This is a genomic window from Acinetobacter sp. ANC 3882, assembly GCF_022549545.1.
GTDB lineage: Bacteria > Pseudomonadota > Gammaproteobacteria > Pseudomonadales > Moraxellaceae > Acinetobacter.
The window spans coordinates 117,935-138,821 of record NZ_JAKZGB010000007.1; the positions used below are offsets into that span (position 1 = coordinate 117,935).

General features: G+C 40.7%; 19 protein-coding genes. 9 read left to right on the forward strand and 10 right to left on the reverse strand.

Annotated elements, in window-relative coordinates; translation table 11 throughout:
* Window positions 1-75 precede the first annotated feature (75 nt).
* Together MMO42_RS13525 and MMO42_RS13530 are read left to right on the forward strand one after the other, a co-directional pair.
* The gene (locus MMO42_RS13525; RefSeq protein ID WP_241320898.1) at window positions 76-237 is read left to right on the forward strand and encodes a hypothetical protein; all 162 of its coding nucleotides are present in this window, start codon (window positions 76-78) and stop codon (window positions 235-237) included.
* A gap of 184 nt (window positions 238-421) precedes the next feature.
* Complete coding sequence (locus MMO42_RS13530; RefSeq protein WP_241320899.1) at window positions 422-1,549, forward strand: LuxR C-terminal-related transcriptional regulator; 1,128 nt, start codon at window positions 422-424, stop codon at window positions 1,547-1,549.
* 14 nt (window positions 1,550-1,563) lie between these two features.
* On the opposite strand, the gene epmA is transcribed toward MMO42_RS13530, so the two are convergent.
* A complete protein-coding gene (gene epmA, locus MMO42_RS13535) occupies window positions 1,564-2,547 on the reverse strand; it encodes an EF-P lysine aminoacylase EpmA (protein ID WP_241320900.1) in 984 nt (327 codons plus the stop codon).
* Window positions 2,544-3,611, reverse strand: a complete 1,068-nt coding sequence (locus MMO42_RS13540) for a 4-phosphoerythronate dehydrogenase (RefSeq protein ID WP_241320901.1) — start codon at window positions 3,609-3,611, stop codon at window positions 2,544-2,546. Before MMO42_RS13540 ends, epmA begins: the two co-directional genes overlap by 4 nt.
* Before the next feature lie 190 nt (window positions 3,612-3,801).
* Here MMO42_RS13540 and MMO42_RS13545 point away from each other — a divergent pair, with 190 nt between their 5' ends.
* On the forward strand, window positions 3,802-4,176 hold the full coding sequence (locus MMO42_RS13545; RefSeq protein ID WP_241320902.1) for a diacylglycerol kinase: 375 nt from the start codon (window positions 3,802-3,804) through the stop codon (window positions 4,174-4,176).
* Between the two features lie 57 nt (window positions 4,177-4,233).
* On the opposite strand, the gene MMO42_RS13550 is transcribed toward MMO42_RS13545, so the two are convergent.
* From MMO42_RS13550 to MMO42_RS13570, 5 genes are all read right to left on the reverse strand, one after another.
* Window positions 4,234-4,971 (reverse strand): hypothetical protein, encoded by a 738-nt coding sequence (locus MMO42_RS13550; protein WP_241320903.1) that lies wholly within the window; start codon window positions 4,969-4,971, stop codon window positions 4,234-4,236.
* A 157-nt stretch (window positions 4,972-5,128) separates the two neighbouring features.
* Window positions 5,129-6,763: a chaperonin GroEL gene (gene groL, locus MMO42_RS13555; protein ID WP_241320904.1), complete on the reverse strand. Its 1,635-nt coding sequence runs from the start codon at window positions 6,761-6,763 to the stop codon at window positions 5,129-5,131.
* A 58-nt stretch (window positions 6,764-6,821) separates the two neighbouring features.
* Window positions 6,822-7,112, reverse strand: coding sequence for a co-chaperone GroES (locus MMO42_RS13560; protein WP_004652030.1), 291 nt, complete (start codon window positions 7,110-7,112; stop codon window positions 6,822-6,824).
* A 175-nt stretch (window positions 7,113-7,287) separates the two neighbouring features.
* Entirely contained in the window at window positions 7,288-8,055 is a 768-nt protein-coding gene (locus MMO42_RS13565; protein ID WP_241320905.1) for a metallophosphoesterase, read from the reverse strand.
* Window positions 8,036-8,974, reverse strand: a complete 939-nt coding sequence (locus MMO42_RS13570; RefSeq protein WP_241320906.1) for a diacylglycerol kinase family protein — start codon at window positions 8,972-8,974, stop codon at window positions 8,036-8,038. Before MMO42_RS13570 ends, MMO42_RS13565 begins: the two co-directional genes overlap by 20 nt.
* A 397-nt stretch (window positions 8,975-9,371) precedes the next feature.
* Between MMO42_RS13570 and MMO42_RS13575 the strand changes: the two genes are divergently transcribed.
* The 5 genes from MMO42_RS13575 to MMO42_RS13595 all read left to right on the forward strand — a co-directional run bounded on the left by MMO42_RS13575 (window position 9,372) and on the right by MMO42_RS13595 (window position 15,839).
* On the forward strand, window positions 9,372-11,201 hold the full coding sequence (locus MMO42_RS13575; protein ID WP_241320907.1) for a phosphoenolpyruvate carboxykinase (GTP): 1,830 nt from the start codon (window positions 9,372-9,374) through the stop codon (window positions 11,199-11,201).
* Window positions 11,202-11,399: 198 nt separating this feature from the next.
* Complete coding sequence (locus MMO42_RS13580; protein WP_241320908.1) at window positions 11,400-13,592, forward strand: TonB-dependent siderophore receptor; 2,193 nt, start codon at window positions 11,400-11,402, stop codon at window positions 13,590-13,592.
* 380 nt (window positions 13,593-13,972) lie between these two features.
* Entirely contained in the window at window positions 13,973-14,734 is a 762-nt protein-coding gene (locus tag MMO42_RS13585; protein ID WP_241320909.1) for a hypothetical protein, read from the forward strand.
* A gap of 89 nt (window positions 14,735-14,823) precedes the next feature.
* Entirely contained in the window at window positions 14,824-15,498 is a 675-nt protein-coding gene (locus MMO42_RS13590; RefSeq protein WP_241320910.1) for an MltR family transcriptional regulator, read from the forward strand.
* 32 nt (window positions 15,499-15,530) lie between these two features.
* Complete coding sequence (locus MMO42_RS13595; RefSeq protein ID WP_241320911.1) at window positions 15,531-15,839, forward strand: hypothetical protein; 309 nt, start codon at window positions 15,531-15,533, stop codon at window positions 15,837-15,839.
* Between the two features lie 208 nt (window positions 15,840-16,047).
* Here the strand turns inward: MMO42_RS13595 and glpD are convergent, their stop codons facing one another.
* The 3 genes from glpD to glpK all read right to left on the reverse strand — a co-directional run bounded on the left by glpD (window position 16,048) and on the right by glpK (window position 20,153).
* On the reverse strand, window positions 16,048-17,568 hold the full coding sequence (gene glpD, locus MMO42_RS13600; protein WP_241320912.1) for a glycerol-3-phosphate dehydrogenase: 1,521 nt from the start codon (window positions 17,566-17,568) through the stop codon (window positions 16,048-16,050).
* 261 nt (window positions 17,569-17,829) lie between these two features.
* Window positions 17,830-18,588: a DeoR family transcriptional regulator gene (locus MMO42_RS13605; protein ID WP_241320913.1), complete on the reverse strand. Its 759-nt coding sequence runs from the start codon at window positions 18,586-18,588 to the stop codon at window positions 17,830-17,832.
* 50 nt (window positions 18,589-18,638) lie between these two features.
* Window positions 18,639-20,153 (reverse strand): glycerol kinase GlpK, encoded by a 1,515-nt coding sequence (glpK, locus tag MMO42_RS13610; RefSeq protein ID WP_005296128.1) that lies wholly within the window; start codon window positions 20,151-20,153, stop codon window positions 18,639-18,641.
* A gap of 290 nt (window positions 20,154-20,443) precedes the next feature.
* Here glpK and MMO42_RS13615 point away from each other — a divergent pair, with 290 nt between their 5' ends.
* Window positions 20,444-20,866: a hypothetical protein gene (locus MMO42_RS13615; protein ID WP_005296131.1), complete on the forward strand. Its 423-nt coding sequence runs from the start codon at window positions 20,444-20,446 to the stop codon at window positions 20,864-20,866.
* Window positions 20,867-20,887 lie beyond the last annotated feature (21 nt).

The window sequence follows — 20,887 nt, forward strand, 5'->3', positions numbered from 1 at the left end:
ATCCATCGGACTGCTAGCCGAAAAGTAACAGCCAATTTAAAGTAGATAGGAAAGCAATAAAAATAGGATGGAACCATGAAAATAACACTACTCTATCTCTGTACCCTACTGACTTTAATCCTATCTGCCTGTGCCGTACATACACCTCATGGTAGCGTCATTGTTGACCCTGACAATCATCATGATGGTCGTGGTGATTTCTGTCCTCCAGGACAAGCCAAAAAAGGACGTTGCTAAATCCTCATATACCTAAACCTGCTATCGGGTTTAGGTATATTGCGCTTAAAGCGCATTTAACTTAAAACACACATTTCATCAGATAATTGCATAAGCAGTCACGTTTTTTTAATTTAATAATTTCATTTACTTAAAATCCATATAAACTATATGGAATATATTCTATTTTTTGATGGGATTTTAGATGACTCTAAGCCAGCACAGCCCAGTCATGGACATCTTGAATAAAGTTCAACATGCAGATGATTGGATGATTTTCTTAGAGCAACTGAATCACTATTTTGATGTCCAAGCGTCGCAACTGTTGGCTGTTGACCTAGAAGTACAGGCACTATCTTTCAGTGTTCATCACGGCGTGAATTTTGATTCCAATCAACTCGAACAAGCCGCACTGACCCAAATCCGTTTGGCCATAGATGATGACCCGCGTTTAAAGAAAATGCTTTTGGCCCCCATGACGGGATGGATGCATTGCTCTCAACATTTTCAAGAGCACGAAATCACACAGACTCAAGTTTACCAACGGGTACTACAGCCTCTGGATTTACGCTTCTGTTCAGCCATACAAATCATTTATGACCATAAAGTCTGTGTCTTACTGGCTTTTTTGACCAGCCCTGAACGTGGTGCATTAAGCTGTAGTGAACTTCAGCCAATTCATGAAATTTTACCCATCGTACAACAGAAAATTCAGCAATATCGCCATCATTTTGAATATTCCACCATGACCTTGCTCGGATCCCAGCTGATCCAAAAAATGAATCAACCAATTGCGATTATTAACCTAAATGGCGATATTTTAGAGATCAATTCCGAAGCTCAGCAATTATTGCAAGATCATCAACAGATTCAAATTAAACAGCGTCGTTTTATTTTAAATGAACAACATCAGCAACAATTTGACCAGAATCTGATTGAACTGGAACGTAATTATAAAAATCATCAACAACAAGCAGATCATGAACGTAGCAAAATCATCGTACTCGACCAGCATTTATTCTTAACCCTTGACCTGCTCAGCCCAGAAAAAGCCCATAAGATTTTTGGCCTTCGTCCCGTCTTGCTTGCAACATTCTCTGGATTAAAACAGAAACCTAAATATCAAAAAGACATTTGTACGCAACTGTTTATGTTTACGCCTGTTGAACATAAAATATGTGAGCAACTTCTAGAAGGTAAAACCACCAAAGAAATTGCCCTGTCACATCAAATTCAAGCCGATACGGTAAAGAAGCATCTACAATCAATTTTCAAAAAAACCCGAACGCATCGCCAAAGTGAATTGATGCAACTCTTGATGCAACTTCTATAAATATAAAGAAAGCCTTAGGCAATCTCTGCTGGGAATGCAATGACCTGATCAATTTTGACTTGATTCATGGCAACCATCAGTAAACGATCAATTCCCAAAGCGATACCTGAACACTCTGGCATATTCGGCAAAGCAGCCAACAGATACTGATCGGTTGGAATTACAGGCAAACCTTGCTGGGTTCTTTCTGCATTATCCGCTTCAAAACGTGAAGCCAGCACAGACGCATCCAAAAGTTCATCATAGGCATTTGCCAGTTCTAAACCTTCGATATAAACCTCAAAACGTGCTGCAACCAGTTCTCCATCTTCATCCTGTTTTACTTTTGCCAATGAAGCCATTTCAGGTGGAAAATCCGTTAAAAATACAGGTGCATCAAAACCTAGACTTGGTTCAACGAAATGCGAAAACAACAAGTCCATATAGGCCAAGCGATCATCGCCTAAATCAAGATTCAAACCAACACGATTCGCTGTATCTTTAAGTTGCTTCACGGTCGCCTGCAAAGGATTAATATCCAAACGATCCTGAAAAGCATGCTTATAACTGAGAACAACTGGACGAATTTCACCAAAGCGATGTGCCAAGCATGTTGCTAACAGATCCGCAGTTTCATGCATCAACCCTTTTAAATCTAATCCCGGTCGATACCATTCCAGCATGGTAAATTCACTATTGTGTTTACGACCATGTTCATCGTCACGGAATACTTTACAGATTTGATAGATTGCCCCACTGCCACTTGCCAATAAACGTTTCATTGGAAACTCTGGTGAGGTCTGTAAATACTGGGTATTTACTTTGCCATAAATATGACGCTGCACCTGAACCGAGGCCAAATGTACGTCCGTCACACCCGCCTGTGACAGAATCGGTGTTTCCACCTCAAGCACTTCACGCGCAGCAAAAAACTGGCGAATTTTGCTATACATCTCCGCACGTGCTTTCAGCGCTTCAAGTGAACAGGTCGGTTGGTAGCTTTTCATTGCTTGGTTCATGCTTGTGGTCCACCGTGTGCAGCCCATTCACGGCGCAAAGGATAATTTTTTCGGAGTAAATCAAATGCTGCTTGTTCTACTTTGCCATCTTGGATACAGGCACGAAGTTGTTGATCATCGACAGCAATATCATAAATCTGAGTCAGATGCTGTTTAAGCGTTGCTTTTACATCTTGTTGCCCGAAATACTGTTCAACACTTGGCAACTGGCTCTCGAATCGCTTTGTCACCTCATAGGCAAATGTCTGGCAAAAAGCCTCATAGATCATCTGCGTCCCTCTGGCCTTACCTTCCAGACTATAACCCGCAATATGCGGGGTCGCTAATGCCAACATATCTAATAACTGTTCTGAAATTTCAGGCTCGAACTCAAATACATCGAGAACGACTTGACGCTGCGTCGCAATAATATCAGCCATTAATGCAGACTGTTGAATCACTGGACCACGCGCACTATTGATTAAAATGGCGGATGGTTTCATTACAGCCAAAGCAGCTGCATCAAACAAATGCTGCGTGGGAAAATCACCCGATAAGGTTAAAGGTACATGAATTGAAATTGCATCGGCACGTTCTAACAGCTCAGCAAAAGAGACATTTTCAATACCTGCTAATTGCACATAAGGATCATAGCCAATTACATTCCAACCGAGAATTTGGGCCATGGTCGCCAATCGTTTACCCACATTGCCCAGACCGGCAATCGCCAAAGTAAATGTTTTATTTTTTTCTAACAGATCGATATCTAAATGTAGTAATGCGGTAATCACATATTCAGCGACCGCTTGCGCATTACAACCCGCCGCATTGCTCCACGCAATATGCTGTTGTTCTAAGGCTTGAATATCAAGATGATCAGTTCCAATGGTAGCACTACCCACAAATTTAATCGTAGTCTGATCAATTAAGGCATGGTTCACTTTGGTGACGGAGCGAACTAAAAGTGCATCGGCATCCTGCACATCGTGATGTGTCAGTGTCCGTCCTGCTCGGTGCTGTATTTCTGCAAATTCCGCAAAGAAATAATCGGTAAATGCCAAATTTTCATCTGCGATAATTTTCATGCAGAACTTTCCCTCAATAAACCTGTGCTTATTATCCTTAGCCTTATCCGAATTGACAATTCATAAATGCAACGCTGATAAGATCAGCTGGCAGAAAACCGTCTTGATTCGTACACGCATGCGACATATTGCCAATTTACTGCAACATCTTTGCTCTTATAATAATGCTTTCTGCAATTCCTTCATCCTAATGACGCAATACTCTCCCTATAAAGGCAAAAGTGGCATTAAGCGGATTTTAAATGCCACAGGCTATTCCATTGCTGGCTTTAAAGCTGCCTTTCACCATGAAGCAGCCTTCCGACAAATCCTGTTGCTCAATGTAATCTTGATCCCGATTAGCTTTTTCGTACATGTCTCAGCGGTTGAACAGGCCCTGATGGTTGCTGTCTGTTTATTGGCGATTATTGTCGAGCTTTTTAACTCAGCCATTGAAGCTGTTGTAGATCGTGTATCTTTGGAAAGAAATCCATTGTCTAAGAATGCCAAAGACATGGGTAGTGCTGCGCAATTTGTTTCTTTAGCGATTATCTTCTTTACGTGGATAATTATTTTATTGAAATAATTTTGATATCGAGAAGAAACAGGATGACTCTTTCTTCTCGTCATTTATTTCATCGGCTTAGAATCCAACCCCGATACCAATGACAGGACCTTGTTGTACCGTATCCCATTTAAAACTACCATTTTTATAGTCTTGCGATACATAACGGTAGCCCACTCTAAAGTTTACAGGTGCTGTAAATATTTTTTGACGATAACCCAAATATGCCTGTGCGATTTGGGTCTGTTCCGTGCCATAGGTATATTGAGCGGCAAGATTCCAAGGTGAATCATTATTATAGCGAAGCCTTACTCCGCCAAAATATTCATACCAATCCTCTCCAACAGAAACTTGCTTGCCCAACGCCCCTAACACACCTTCTAAATCGGTATAATTCACACCTAAACTAGGCTCAATGACCAAACCCTGACCATGAGGAAATTGTTCATAGGCTCGGTAATAAATACCTAAATTACTCATATTAACTTTAGTCGATAAAACCACAGGAAATGCATAAACTTGTTTTTTCTCTTCAGTTTTTACATATTGAATATCAGAGAAAATCCCCCACTTGCCTTTATTTATCTCTAAATGTCCCATGAGTGCCTGATCAAGTGCATCAACTGTATCTTTGAAGGGTTGATCCAGTTGATAGTTCAAACCTTGATAGCCAATCCCTCCATCAATATCGGCAGCAAATCCATAGATATTCAAAAAGACTTTGGTCTCCCCTGCAAAAGACGCTTTAATGCTTTCTGCATGAGCTTGGCACCCCAATAGGCTGCATGCCAAGATGAAACAGCAAGATTTATACATGTATATACGCTCCAACCGAGTTATGTTCTATTAAATTTTTTAAAGTTATAAATATGAATTAGCGTATTAATAGCGTTTTATCTTGGTTTTTACCATTCTACAAACGTAAAAAATCCCTGCCTAAGCAGGGATTTTTCTGATCTAGACGCAGATGTAATTACATCATGCCGCCCATTCCACCCATACCGCCCATATCTGGAGCAGCAACTTTGTCTTCTGGGATATCAGTGATCATACATTCAGTTGTCAACATTAAACCAGCAACAGAAGCTGCATGTTCAAGTGCTGAACGCGTTACTTTAGCAGGGTCAAGGATACCCATTTCTAACATATCGCCATATTCGCCAGTTGCAGCGTTATAACCGAAGTTACCTTCACCCGCTTTAACAGCATTGATGACAACTGATGGCTCATCACCAGCATTTGAAACGATTTGACGAAGTGGTGCTTCGATCGCACGACGTAAAATGTTGATACCTGCAGTTTGATCTTCGTTCGCGCCTTTTAAGCCATCCAATACGTTTACAGCACGTACCAGTGCAACACCACCACCTGCAACAACACCTTCTTCAACCGCTGCGCGAGTTGCGTGAAGTGCATCGTCTACACGGTCTTTCTTCTCTTTCATTTCAACTTCAGTTGCCGCACCAATTTTGATGACTGCAACACCGCCTGCTAATTTAGCAACGCGTTCTTGAAGTTTTTCTTTGTCGTATTCAGAAGTTGATTCTTCGATTTGCGCACGAATCTGTTGAACACGCTCAGCGATTTGCGCTGCATTACCAGCACCATCAACGATCACAGTGTTTTCTTTAGATACCGTGACTTTGTGCGCAGTACCCAAATCTTGAAGAGAAGCTTGCTCTAAAGACATGCCTACTTCTTCAGAAATTACAGTCGCGCCAGTCAAGATCGCGATGTCTTGAAGCATTGCTTTACGACGATCACCAAAACCAGGTGCTTTAACCGCACATACTTTGATAATACCGCGCATGTTGTTCACAACAAGTGTAGCAAGCGCTTCACCTTCAACATCTTCAGCAATGATAAGAAGAGGTTTACCTGTTTTAGCAACAGCTTCTAATACAGTAATCAATTCACGGATGTTGCCAATTTTTTTGTCAACAAGAAGAATGAACGGATTTTCAAGTTCAGCTGTTAAAGTATCTTGTTTGTTCGCGAAATATGGAGAGATATAACCACGGTCGAACTGCATCCCTTCTACAACGTCTAAAGCATCTTCGAAGCCAGAACCTTCTTCTACAGTGATAACACCTTCTTTACCTACTTTTTCCATCGCTTGAGCGATAAGTTTACCAACAGTAGTATCAGAGTTCGCAGAGATTGAACCTACTTGTTCAATTGCCTTGAAATCATCAGCAGGTTTTGCATTGGTACGGATATTTTCAACAACAGTTTTAACGGCGATGTCGATACCACGTTTTAAATCCATTGGGTTCATACCAGCAGTCACTGATTTGATCCCTTCATTTAAGATTGCTTGCGCAAGTACAGTTGCAGTTGTTGTACCGTCACCCGCGATATCATTTGTTTTAGAAGAAACTTCACGAACAAGTTGAGCACCCATGTTTTCAAACTTGTCTTTTAAAGAAATTTCTTTCGCAACTGTTACACCATCTTTAGTGATGTGTGGCGCACCGAAAGAACGGTCGATGACAACGTTGCGGCCTTTAGGACCTAAAGTAACTTTTACTGCATCTGCAAGTGTGTTTACGCCTGCAATCATTTTTGAGCGAGCTGAATCACCAAATTTTACGTCTTTAGCTGACATGTTTAACTCCGAATCTTTTTAAATACTGTATCTGATTAATTTGTGAGTTATGTATCGATTAGCCTTCAAGTACAGCTAAGATATCTGACTCTTTCATGATCAAGAGTTCTTCACCGCTTACTTTTACTGTTGTACCTGCATAAGTACCGAACAATACTTTATCGCCAACTTTAACGTCTAAAGCGCGAACGCCATTGTCAGTGATTTGACCATTACCTACTGCGATAACTTCACCTTGAGATGGTTTTTCAGCAGCAGAACCTGGAAGTAAAATACCACCAGCCGTTTTAGTTTCTTCTTCTACGCGACGAATCACAACACGATCATGTAATGGACGAATGTTGCTCATAGTTAACTCCATCAGACTTAGTCTTTTTGATTAATGCGTATCGCCAATTCATGGCAATACATAAAATTTTGATATGCCACTTTTGTGGGGTTAAAAAAAATAGCTTCAAGGGGAGAATGAAAAAAAATTCTACTTATAGATGATTTTTTAAACATCGAAATCTATAGATGCCGAATTAAACAACATTTTGGGATTTCACAAATATTTTAAGTGATTCATCAAACCAATAATGTTCGATCGCACCATCCTCCAAAATTACATTAAAACTATTCGAAAATCCAAAACGTAATCGATTTGAGGTTGCTGTTCCAGCATGAATATCAAAGATCGGATGATCAAAACCCAATTGAAAAATTTGATTTAAATCATGAACGGCCACTTTGTGCAAATGTCCATGTAATAAACCAAATAAACCTGTTTCTCCCCAGCGCTCTAAAGCAATTTTTCCTAACACAGGACAATCCTTATCACCATGCTCATTTGGAAAGGTATAAAAGGGTTGATGGAAAACCACCAGTTTGATTTTATTGGGTGGCGCTTTTTTTAACTGCTCATAAGCCTCATGAATTTGCTCAAGAGAAATATGTCCTCTGGTATGATAGCGCCGACGAATACTATTCATTCCAACAATATAAAAATGCTCCGTTTCCAACGTTGTTTCCAAACGACCAAAGAAGGCCTGATAACGTACAAAAGGAGAAAAGAAACGATTCCAGACATGATAAAGCGGAATATCGTGATTGCCTGGCACCACCAGATAAGGAAGATTGAGGGAATCTAGAAATTGTCGACATGCATAAAACTGCTTCAAGCGTGCGCGTTGGGTAAGATCACCACTCACAATCACAGCTTCAGGACGATGCTGCTGACAAAACTGCTTGATCGCTTCAAGGCAAACTTCTCGTTCCGTCCCAAAATGCAGATCAGACAGATGTAATAACATTCGGAACCATCACTTTTAACGCTGACTTCTTCACTGAAAATTTTAATGGAGTTTGCATCTCCATAAGTTCTCCATCCACGGCAACTGTTAATTTTGGCTTTTTACAATCGACCTGTATATGTTCAGCACAAAATGAATACACATCTGAAGCCTGATCAATTTTGCCCTGAATCAACTTCCATAACATTTTTAATAAACTGAGACGATCACTTTTAGCGACTACAACCCCTGCAAGCTTGCCATTGGCAGCACACTCGGCAATTCTTAATTTCATATCACTGAGCTGTAATTGATTATTGCCAAAAAAAATCAAAGGTGTGGCTACTGGATACTTTTGACCATCTACAGTAACCGCCAACTTTAAAGACTTAGATTCACGCAGCAACACGTCCAAGCCCGATGTATAGGCATTCAATGGAAAACGGCCTAGTCGCTGATTGTACAATTCACGTTTTTTTATAAATAAAGGATATAGCCCCAAACTTGCATTATTGAGATAAATTTGGTCATTGATCGCAGCAACATGCACCGCTTGTATCACACCCGTTGCAATCACCTCTGCCGCTTGAGCAACATCAATCGGGATATTTAATGCCCGTGCGACATAATTAAACGTCCCTAGCGGTATAATTCCCATCGGAATATCAGTATGGATAAGTTTTTTTGCAACGGCATTCAACGTTCCATCCCCCCCAGCCGCAACCACCACACCCCGTGAATCTGCCTGCTGATGTCTAGCAAATACAGCCTGCATCATTTCATCAAAATTAACCTGTTGATTTAACTCAAAAACCTGAATTTCAAATCCATATTGTGTCCAATAGGTCATGAGGCGTTCATATTCTTCATCTTGCTGCGCAGCATGAAAGCCTGATTTTTGATTATAAATAATAGATAAAGGCTGTAAATTTTGACTCATTCGCATCAACCTCAAGGCTTTAGATAAGCTTATTTTTGTTTACAAAATCAACAAATAAAAGCAAGTTTATGTAAATTTTGAATGAACATTATTCATATAATCAATAACAATTCTCAAAAAATTAAAAATAAATTAAATAACTGATTATTAATAAAATTTATAAAAAAAATATTACATATAAAAAAACAAAATAACAAAAAGTAGAATAATAAAATTACTAAAAAACAAACACATAAACCAAAATAAACATTTCCACCCTTCATCACCCACCTATTCTTTAGTCTTATATTTTTTATGATTTTATGCTTTAATACAGCCACTTTTTTTACTTCATCTGTCTCACTGCCATCCAGTGGATAGAATTTGTACGTCGTACACACTTTAAAAAGGCATCACCATGACCCAAGTGAACGCACCAGAATTCGTTCGTCACCCTAAGCTAATTGCATGGGTGGAAGAAATTGCAAAATTGACCAAACCAGCAAAAATCGAATGGTGTGACGGAAGCGAAGAAGAATATCAACGTCTTATGGACTTGATGATCGCTAACGGCACCATGCAAAAACTTAACCAAGAAAAACATCCTGGTTCTTATCTTGCAAATTCTGATCCTTCTGACGTTGCTCGTGTTGAAGACCGTACTTATATCTGCTCGCAAAATGAAGAAGATGCTGGCGCAACAAACAACTGGGTTGCTCCTGCAGAAATGCGCGAAAAATTAAATGGATTATTTGACGGTGCAATGGAAGGCCGTACCATGTATGTGGTTCCCTTCTCGATGGGTCCTTTAGGAAGCCACATTGCTCACATCGGTATCGAGTTAACAGATTCACCTTACGTTGCAGTCAGCATGACTAAAATGGCGCGTATGGGTAAAGCAGTTTATGACGTGTTAGGTACTAATGGTGAGTTTATCCCATGTGTACACACTGTTGCTGCACCGCTTAAAGATGGTCAAAAAGATGTTGCTTGGCCATGTAACAACGAAAAATATATCGTTCACTATCCAGAAACTCGTGAAATCTGGTCTTACGGTTCTGGTTACGGCGGCAACGCATTGCTTGGTAAAAAATGCCTAGCATTACGTATTGCTTCTGCAATGGGTCGCGAGCAAGGCTGGTTAGCTGAACATATGCTGATTTTAGGTGTAACCAATCCACAAGGTGAAAAACACTACATCGCAGCGGCATTCCCTTCTGCTTGTGGTAAAACAAACTTTGCGATGTTGATTCCACCAGCAGGTTACGAAGGCTGGAAGATTGAAACTGTAGGTGATGATATTGCTTGGATCAAACCAGGTGAAGACGGTCGCTTATATGCAATCAATCCAGAAGCAGGTTTCTTCGGTGTTGCGCCTGGTACAAATACCAAAACCAACCCGAACTGTATTGCAACCATGCATAAAGATGTAATCTACACCAACGTTGCAGTAACCAAAGACGGCGAAGTATGGTGGGAAGGTCTAACTAAAGAAGTTCCAGCTGACCTGATCACTTGGAAAGGCCAACCTTATGTTGAAGGCGAAAAAGCAGCACATCCAAACTCACGTTTTACTGTTTCTGCGGGTCAATGCCCTTCGATTGATGCTGACTGGGAAAATCCAGCGGGCGTACCAATCTCTGCATTTATCTTCGGTGGTCGTCGTGCAGACACAGTGCCTTTAGTATCTGAAGCATTTGACTGGGTTGATGGTGTTTATAAAGCAGCAACCATGGGTTCTGAAACAACTGCTGCGGCTGTTGGTCAACAAGGTATTGTTCGTCGTGACCCATTCGCAATGCTTCCATTTGCAGGTTATAACATGGCTGACTACTTCGGCCACTGGTTACAACTTGGTCAAGAAGTTGGCGCAAAAGCTGAAGCTGCTGGTAATAAACTACCAAAAATCTTCAACGTAAACTGGTTCCGTCGTGATGCTGAAGGCAACTTCGTATGGCCAGGTTTCGGTCAAAACATGCGTGTTCTTGAATGGATCATTGATCGTTGTGAAGGCCGCGCTGAAGCGACTGAAACACCAATCGGTTATGTTCCGACTTACGAACAGTTGAACTGGACTGGTATTGACTTCTCTAAAGAGCAATTCAACACAGTAACAGCACAAGACAAAGACCAATGGATCAAAGAACTTGAAAGCCACACTGAGTTATTCACTAAACTTGGTGCTCGCTTACCTCAAGCACTTAAAGATCGTCAAAATGAATTATTAGCAGCTGTTAAATCTGCTTAACTCCTTCATCCCTCTTGACTAAAGAGGATTAGGGAGATTAGAAAAGGTCGCTTCGGCGGCCTTTTTTATTGCTCAAATTTCGAAAATTCCTATCAACTCTCCACCCCACTCTAGGTATTCCCATTAAGCTTTAGCTAAAATAAATTGCAAAATTAACGAATATTAACAATAATTGTAACAATAATATTTCTCATTTACATGGTTGTAGCTATGAGTTCTTCCCCGCTATTTAAACGCACCCCACTATTTTTAGCCATCTCAACATTAGTCAGTATCAGTTCTTATAGTTATGCACTTGACGGGGAATCGCAACAACTTCCAACCATCAAAGTCCAAGCAACTCAGGACAGTGACATCAGTGAAAAAACCAAAGCTTACAGTATTAAAAATAGCTCAAGTGCAACTAAACTCAATATTGAAGCCAAAGAAATTCCACAGACCATCAATGTGGTGACACGTCAACAAATTGAAGATTTCGGTCTGACCAGCTCAAGAGATGTTTTAAATAACACCCCTGGTGTCACCGTAAATTCGCTGGAAACTGAGCGCTCGGTATATATGGCGCGTGGCTTTGAAATCTCAAATATTCTAGTCGATGGTGTTGGCTTCCCATCAGGAGGGTGGAATTATAATGACACCAATCCTGACAGCTATTTCTATGATCGAATTGAAGTGATTAAGGGTGCAGATGCACTCACCAATGCATTTGGTGATCCAAGTGCAACCATTAACTATATCCGTAAACGCCCAACTAAAGAGTTTCAAGCCAATGCGGGTCTGAGCTATGGCTCATGGGATACACAACGTTATGAAGCAGATGCTTCAGGTAGTCTAGTAACAGATGGCAGTGTCCGCGGTCGCCTTTCAGGTTTCCAACAAACCGGAGATTCTCATTTGGACCGCTACACGTCTGAGAAAAATGGTATTGCTGGGATTCTAGAAGCTGATCTTGGTGATAGCACCCTACTTACTATTGGTGCAAGCCAAGAAAAAAACAAACCAAATGCCAATAACTGGGGTGCTTTACCCCTCATGGATTCCTCTGGCAAACAAATCAGCTATGACCGCTCTTACAATCCGAATCCAGACTGGGCGTATTGGGACAATACTTCACGTAATGCATTTTTTGAGCTCAAACAAAAACTCTCAGAAACTTGGTCTGCCAACCTGAGCTATAACTACAATGAAAAAAATCGTGAAAGCCGATTGCTATACTATTATGGTTATCCAACCGCAAACGGTGCTGATATTGACTTTACTGCGGGTGGTTATCTCGAGAAAAACAAACAGCACAATATCGACCTCAATCTAAAAGGTAAATTTGAATTATTTGGCCAACAACATGAAGCGATTGTCGGTTATAACTTCACTCAGAACAAACAGAATGATGCTCAAAGCATGGGCACTATTCACGATAGCAATGTTGGAACATGTGTTCGTGGCTCAGGACAAAACCAATATCAGGCGCAATGTACAACAGACTGGGCAAGCTGGACTCCAACCAACGTCACTTGGTCTGACTTCGTTAAACAAGCAGATTATACACAACGCAATCAATCCATTTATGCTGCAACCCGCCTTCACTTCAATGATGATTTAAAATTAACCCTAGGCGCAAATTACGTCCAAGCCAAGAGTGAAGGTACCAGCTACAGCTCACCAATGGTTTATGATGAAAGTAAAGTTTCCCCATATGCTGGTATCACCTATAACTTCACCCCTGAATATACAGGTTATATGAGTTATACCTCAATTTTCCGCCCACAAACTGCAGTTGATCAAACAACTGGCAAAGTTGCAGATCCAATTGAAGGGAAGAGCTATGAAGTTGGGTTTAAGAGTTCTTGGTTAGACAGTAAACTCACAGGTACACTGGCTGTGTTTAGAACTGAAGAAAGTAATTACCCGTTACGCCCTACAGATAGCCATCCTCTTAATCGTACCTCAGCAATTAGTGATCTTCGTTCTCAAGGTGTAGAAGTTGGTCTGGCGGGACAACTCACCGATCAAGTCAATGTTTCTCTTGGCTATACCCAATTTAGCCTACAAGATCTGAAAAATGGCGGTGCAGCAAGAACCTACAATCCAACGCAAAGCTTTAATCTATTAACCACCTATTCTCCAGCTCAATTGCCAAAACTGAAAGTTGGTGCTGGGGTGAAATGGCAAGGTAAAATCACCCGTTTTGACCCAAGCTTTAGCACCTACCTCAGACAAAGTGATTATGCATTGTTGAACTTGATGGCAAGCTATGACATTAGTCCAAATCTTTCTATTCAAGCCAATGCCAATAACGTGACTGATAAAAAGTATTTGAATAGCTTTACCGATGGGCAGGCATTCTACGGAGCACCTGCAAATTACACCGTTGCATTCCGCTTCAAGTACTAATTAAGACCAATAAAAAAGCCCCTTATTCAAAGGGGCTTTTTTAATTCAAATACTGTCCCGTCTTGAAATAAGTTTACACATAGGAGACTTATTTTATAGAGAATAACAAAGCGTTTTATCCAACCACAATATACCTGTTCAGCCCTATAACTTATATGCTTATAACGAATACACTACATAACTAAATCAAGTAATTTTGGCTGATGAACAGATATTTTATAATCCTTGTTATTTTTATTATTTGTTGATAGTTTTAAGTTCAAATAAATCAATTATTTTTGTTTCATTTTTAAATCAATTAGGTCTCTTATGCTGCAGAATTTGGAATCTTATGTGTCACCTCTGTCGCATATGAGTAGTTAGCTTGCAGAGGATAGTTCGTGGTTAGTCATATTAAAAAACTTTGCAATTCATACTGCCTTGCTATTGATAGTGGGAAAAATGAACATGAAGGTGTTAGCACTTTCGATTGGCCCAAGCTTATTTACTCTGAAATAAAAGATCTGAGGGCAGCAGATTTTGAACCGCATACGCGATACGACTTCGTTTTACTAAAGGCAAATTTTCACAAATTAGCAAACAAGGGAAGCTTTTCTCACAATGAACTTCCAAGTTTTAGTAGGGCCGCTAGGGCGCTTGAAGGCGTTTTAGATAACTACGCAAAAGGTGGTGAATACTTATTGCCACAAAAATTTGACTTTATTCATGATGACGAGCTTAAGAAAATAATACAACGCGATTATCGGGAGCTGCACTTCATTCTAATGCCTGATGAAGCGTGGAAAAGCGCTGTTGTTATGTGTGGTAGCATAATTGAATCGATTCTTTATGATGTCTTATCCCAAATCAACAATATCAATAAAGCAAACTCAAGTAGAAAGGCACCAAAAAATAACTCTGGAATTATAGAAATTAACTCTGGCAAGTGGAAGTTAATAAATTTAATCGAAGTTGCTGTGGATATAGGGGTCCTGCCTGCACAAAGAGCAGCATCCATCGATCAAGTTCTACGAGACTATAGAAACTTTGTGCATCCACAAAAGGAAATTAAGTCTAAGCACCCCTGCACTGAAGCGGAAGCATATATGGCCAAAGGATGCCTAGATGGTGTTTGCAACCACTTAAGCAGCCTACCAAGCTAACAAGTCAATCAACCAGACCCGCTAAAGCGGGCCGGTTATTTCCAACATTAGGCATTAAATATGCCCCTCATATTAAACTTGAGATTACTATGGCCGACAAAGATAAAGATCGCGAGATTACTATTGATGACTTCGAGAGAGTCTCATCAGAAATTAATTCCATGATGGATGATTTGGCTGATCAACTACCACCGCGTGCCAAAGAATTATTTAGTGAAGTAAGGGCATTCAGATCATCAATTACTGAAGAAACTGATCGCGGGGCAGTTCTTATGTCAGCCGCATTTCTTGATGAAAAACTCAAACAGATCATTGAAAAAAGAATGGTTCAAGACAGAAAAACCCTCCAAAAAGCATTTGATTTTAATGGCCCACTTGGAACATTTTCATCAAGAATTGATTTTTGCTATCTTATCGGAATCATCCCAAAAAATGCACAAAAAGACTTACATACAGTCCGAGCCATAAGAAATCAGTTTGCCCATCATGCCGCACCACTTAGTTACGAAGATGAAAAAGTAAAAAATCTATGCTCTCAGCTTGTTTTTCATGGCATAAAAAATCCGGTTGATGGGGGATCTCGGTTTCGAAGATCAGTAATGGGCCTGCTAATTTATATAAATTCAGCATTTGAGAGTATTGAACATATTGAAGCTGCCCCAGACTACATAATACCAGATCGCTCTGACGTCTATATTGCAATATCAGATGTCTTCACTAAAATAACTGGCATGGAGTACCCACTCAAACATGAGCACGAATGAGGTTAATGCCTAACTCCAACGTTAGAAGCCTTATGAAAACCAGCACGAGACAAAGGATTGATCGCAAAGAACTAATGCCCCCGTTAGTGCACAAAGCGCTGAGCGCATCCTTTCCAAAGAAAAACGACTATTGCCCGAGTGAGACTGGCTACGAGGAAGAGCTTTCCGAGCTAATGCACTTTGGAATAGTGTCAGTAAAAGACCTACGAGTTTTGCTCAAAAAGCATCGTAAGAAAATTCTCGAAATCGACAGATCACCAATGCATCAGGTGCACCAGAGAATGTATGCAAAGGAAATAGGCGCAGAAAAATTCAACGATTACGTTCGCCGGCAATACTGATTTGCCTATCCTAGGCTGCTGCACCTAACCTTGGAGCTTGAGTTTGGCGAAACATACTAATCCTCGCCAATGTGCGTGACGGCATCTAACAATACGCTCAACTGACGCTCACTTCGTTCGCTGGACGTCCAAAAGCTGCACTTTTGGCCGCCCGTTAGCTTAATCGTTAGATAAAAGGCTTTTTAAAGACAGTACGGTTATACGATTTTTAAGCTGCGTGTGGCTCTTGTTGTCTAGAAGCTAAATAAGCATCCAAAGCTTCTGTTTCATTTTTCGCGAAGCTAAGACCTAGTTTTGAACGTCTCCAAAGAATATCTTGGCTGGTCGTTCCCCATTCAAAGCGACATAAATAGTCCACTTCTTTAGCATACAAGCCTTGATCAAAATGCTGACCTAATTGCTCAACCGAAGTTGCTTCACCTAAGATATTCCAAATACGTGAACCATAAGCAGATGCCCAACGTTTTGCCAAAGCCTCAGATGCATCAATGATTTGTGCACGAATCTCTTTCGCCAACTGTTCAGCTGTTGCCATATTTTCACCACCCGGCAAAGCTTCTGTCGCTGTCCAACTGCCTTTCATTTCTGGGAAAAATGCTTTGAGCTGCTGCATTGCAGATTCTGCCAACTTACGATAAGTCGTTAACTTACCACCAAAGACTGACAGTAAAGGTGCCTGATCTTCCGCTTCTTGCGATAAAGCCAAAGTATAGTCACGGGTAATGGCAGATGGATTATCTGACTCATCATCACATAATGGACGTACGCCCGCAAAAGTCGAAATAATATCGGCTTGCGTTAATTGATTTTTAAAGTGTGCATTGCTCACTTCAATTAAATAATCAATCTCTTCTTGAGTAATTTTAACTTGTGCAGGATCACCTTGATATTCGCGATCCGTGGTTCCGATCATCGTATATTGATCCAAGTACGGAATGGCGAACACAATACGACGGTCATCATTCTGCATGATAAACGCTTTATCACCTTCATACAACTTTGGCACAATGATATGACTACCCTGAATCAAACGGATGCCATATGGTGATTTAAGCTGTAAATCCTGCTTGATGAATTGCGCAACCCAAGGACCCGCAGCATTCACTAAAGCCTTGGCTTTAATCTGGAATTGACCCTGTGCATTTTCCAAATCAACGACCCAATATTGACCTTCACGTTGCGCTGATAAACAGCGAGTACGCGTTACAATATCAGCACCCTTTTCACGGGCATGCATTGCATTTAAGACAACCAGACGTGAATCATCTACCGCACAATCTGAATATTCAAAACCGCGAGTAATTGCAGTATTTAATGGACTGTCTTCTTTAAAATAAACGTTATTCGAACCCAATAACTTTTCACGTTTACCCAAGTGATCGTAAAAGAACAAACCTGTACGAATCAACCATGCTGGGCGCAAATGTGGACGATGCGGCATGATAAAACGCATTGGACGGATAATGTGGGGTGCTTTTGCCAACAATACTTCGCGTTCAGCCAAGGCTTCACGTACCAAGCGAAACTCTTTATGTTCAAGGTAGCGTAAACCACCATGAATCAATTTACTGCTTGCAGAAGATGTATGGCTCGCCAAGTCATCTTTTTCACACAGGAATACCGATAAGCCACGACCCGAAGCATCTGCTGCAATACCAACACCATTGATACCGCCACCGATCACAGCAAGGTCATAAATTTTGTCATTTGACTGAGGAGAAGTTTGCATAAGTCACCGCAAATTTTCATTATTGTTCAATAACGAACATTTGAACATACAATATGAAAATAAACAATAAAAAGTAGTCAAAAAAATGCCAATTTATAGACATTTTTAGATAAATGGTCAAAATTAAAAATACAGGGATTAAAAAGATGATAATCAAGCAACACAAAGGCTGCTCAAGCTTATAACATTATTTTTATTTAAAGATTCTTGAGCCTAAAGCACTCAGCTCAAGAAAAGTAACAATTTTTCGAAAATGAAGATTTATGTCGCAACAATCAACCCAACATCCAAATCGCGAATAGTTTTTATAAACTCATCGTTGGGTTGTTGATCGGTAAAAATACAGTCAACTTGCTTTAGAGAACCCAAACGAATCATGGCATTACGACCAAATTTACTGCTATCCGCAGCCAAAAATACCTGACGCGCACTGGATACAATCTCTTGAGATACACACACTTCTTGGAAATCAAAATCCAGCAAAGTACCGTCTTCTTCAATCCCACTGATCCCGACCAAAGCATAATCTGCTTTAAACTGCTTAAAAAAGTCTGCCGTTGCCTGACCAATCACACCACCATCTGGACGAACGCGCCCACTGGCAATCAATACTTCAAAGTCTTCTTTGGTACTGAGGATTTTGGCAACATTAAGATTATTGGTAATGATTCTTAAACCAGTATGGTTCAACAACGCATGTGCAATTGCTTCGGTTGTGGTTCCAATATTAATAAATAAAGAGGCGTGATCTGGAACGGCTGCTGCAACAGCAGCAGCAATCCGTCTCTTTTCTTCTAACATATGCCCCACACGCATCGTATATTCAGTGTTTTCTACACTCGAATCATGCGCTGCACCACCATGGTAACGTCGTAACAACCCCTCATCCGCCAATTGATTAATATCACGACGGATGGTTTGAGGTGTCACATCAAAATGTTGAGCAAGTTCTTCAATACTGATATAGCCACGCTCTCGTACTAATTCGAGGGTTTTTTGTTGGCGTAGTATCAAGCTCATGCTCATCCATCCTGTGTTATTTTAGATCATGCAATAAAGAGTATTTTAGCTTAGTCTTCCGCCCAATCACGAGTACGTCCGACTGCTTTTAACCAACCTTTATAGAGTTTTTCAGTCACATCCTGACTGCACTCTGGGGTAAAGGTATTTTCGATGGTCATTCTACTCTTCAATTCGTTTAAATCCGACCAGAAACCGACAGCCAAACCAGCCAAGAATGCTGCACCCATCCCCGTGGTTTCTTTCATCGCAGGACGTTCTACCGAAGTGCCCATGATATCTGCTTGGAACTGCATTAAGAAGTTATTTGCAGTTACGCCACCATCGACACGTAAGGTTCGCAACTTCTCACCAGAATCTTGCTGCATGGCATCCAGCACATCACGAGTTTGATAGGCAATCGACTCAAGCGTTGCACGAATGATGTGTTCTATGCTCACACCACGCGTAATCCCCAAAATCGCACCACGTGCTGTCGGATCCCAATATGGCGCACCCAAGCCAGTAAAGGCAGGTACAACATAGACTCCATTACTGTCTTTCACTTTGGTTGCGTAATATTCAGAATCATGCGAATCATTAATCGCTTTCAGTTCATCGCGTAGCCACTGCACACATGAACCACCATTGAACACTGCGCCTTCCAATGCATAGTTCACTTCACCACGTGGACCACATGCAATCGTGGTTAATAAACCATGATCAGATTGAACAATGCGCTTGCCCGTATTCATGAGCAAGAAACAGCCTGTACCATAAGTATTTTTAGCCTGACCCGCTTCAACACACATTTGTCCAAACAATGCAGCTTGTTGATCCCCTGCGATACCCGCAATTGGAATACCAATTTCTTGACCGCTAATGGTATGTGTATAACCATAAACTTCAGAAGAACCACGAACCTCAGGCAACATCGCTTTAGGAATGTTCAAAGCCTCAAGCAGTTTATCGTCCCATTCCAAAGTCTCAATGTTAAACAACATGGTGCGAGAAGCATTGGTATAGTCAGTCACATGAACTTGACCATTGGTCAATTTCCACAACAACCAAGTATCGATCGTGCCAAACAAAAGCTCGCCACGTTCTGCACGTTCACGGCTGCCTTCAACACGGTCCAAAATCCACTTAATTTTAGTCGCAGAGAAATACGGATCAAGCACCAAACCTGTCACTTTATGCACGTAATCTTGCCAACCGTCTTGGCGCAGTTGATTACAAATTTCATTGCTTTGGCGGCTTTGCCACACAATTGCATTGTAAATAGGTTTTCCTGTCTTTTTATCCCAGATAACCGTGGTTTCACGTTGGTTAGTGATCCCAATTGCCGCAATTTGCTCACTGGAAATACTGGCTTGCGCCAAAGCTTCAACCCATACCGCGCTTTGAGTCGCCCAGATTTCCATTGGATCATGCTCGACCCAACCTGGTTGTGGGTAAATTTGCGTAAATTCACGCTGAGCAATACTGATGACATTCGCATCGTGATCCAATACGATCGCACGTGAACTCGTTGTACCTTGGTCAAATGCAACCACGTATTTTTTTTGACTATCTGTAGAGATCATGACATACCTATCCAGACTTGCTTAATTAAGGGTCTAAGGACACTCCTATAAACCCTATGCTGCAATAAATTAAATGCCCGTTAAAAAACGGGCTCAAATACTGCAAAAAAGCAATGACTTCTGTATTAAATAAAAAACTTGGCAGATTATATGCAAAATTGTTCGAAAACGAAAATTCTTTCTTTAAAATTGAAGCTAAAAATCGATGAATAGCCTGTGTTTTAAAGATTCCTCACAATAAAAAACTTATTTTATGCGATACTGAAACCAGAAATAACAGGACCATTGATATGAAAAAAACCAATTTATTGTTAATTATGAGCGGTACACTTCTTATTGCAGCATGTCAAAGCAGTCCACATCAGTACAATGGCGTGACTGGTTATCAAATCGAAAATAAAACAGCCTCTTCAGCAACCGTCGCTTATACTCTCGCTGCACGCAGTAATAGCGATTTGGATGAGAAAAAATTACAACATGCATGTAAGCAAATTTTAGGTGCAGAAAAAACATATAAACTTGCTGTGCTCAGTGTAAATGAAATTATGAATCCAGCCCAGCAAGAACAATACGGTGTCAAATTAGGTAATAGTCGTGCCACTTTCGGCCTGTCCAATTCACCAGACTTAAACAACAGTGAAGGCTATGCGACACGTCAAGCACTTGAAACTCGCCCAACCACACTGAAAGTGGTTCGTTATACCTGCTCTTAATCGAATAGATTGATGATTTAA